Below are 567 nucleotides of genomic sequence, written 5' to 3'. Positions count from 1 at the left end.
AAAAAAGGGAGACCTCTGTCTCCCACGGATTAATTACTTTTGTATTGTCTATGAAGTATAAGCACTTAACCCGTGAGCAAAGGTACGCAATTTACCTGGGACGACAAAAGGGTGAGACTCTGGAAATGATTGCTCGTTCCATAGGAGTCCACAAATCGACGGTAAGCCGTGAGATAAAGCGTAACTCCACGCCGAGCGGCAAGTATGTATGGAATAAGGCGCATGACATGGCAGAATCCCGCCGGTGTCATACGCCCGGCAACAGGGGGCTGGATGATGTGCTGCAATGGCGCATCATTGAGTTCATAAAAAACGAGCAGTGGTCTCCCCGGCAGATATCCGGACGTTTGAAGCTGGAGGGTATAAACGTCTCCCATGAAGCCATTTACGCCCTCATCCGCAAGGACGAAGGCGGGGAACTGGCTTCCCATTGCCGGCATAAGATGAAATACAAGCGCAAGGCCTCACACCGTCATGAGACCAAGGCCACGAACATCCGTAACCGTGTGAGCATACACGAGCGTCCGGCGGAAGCCGACGGCAAACGTTTCGGGGACTGGGAGATGG

The 567-nt window shown here is 52.4% G+C and carries 1 protein-coding gene; it reads left to right on the top strand.

Annotation, left to right across the window (positions count from 1 at the left end; all coding sequences use genetic code 11):
- Positions 1-50 precede the first annotated feature (50 nt).
- Positions 51-567, top strand: a 517-nt coding sequence (locus tag B5F71_RS19670) for an IS30 family transposase (RefSeq protein WP_143269967.1), incomplete at its 3' end; no start/stop codon positions are given.

Source organism: Bacteroides sp. An269 (assembly GCF_002159755.1).
Taxonomy (GTDB): Bacteria; Bacteroidota; Bacteroidia; order Bacteroidales; family Bacteroidaceae; genus Phocaeicola; species Phocaeicola intestinalis.
The sequence above is the reverse complement of the archived record's forward strand: the minus strand, read 5'-3'. Positions and strand labels throughout refer to the sequence as shown.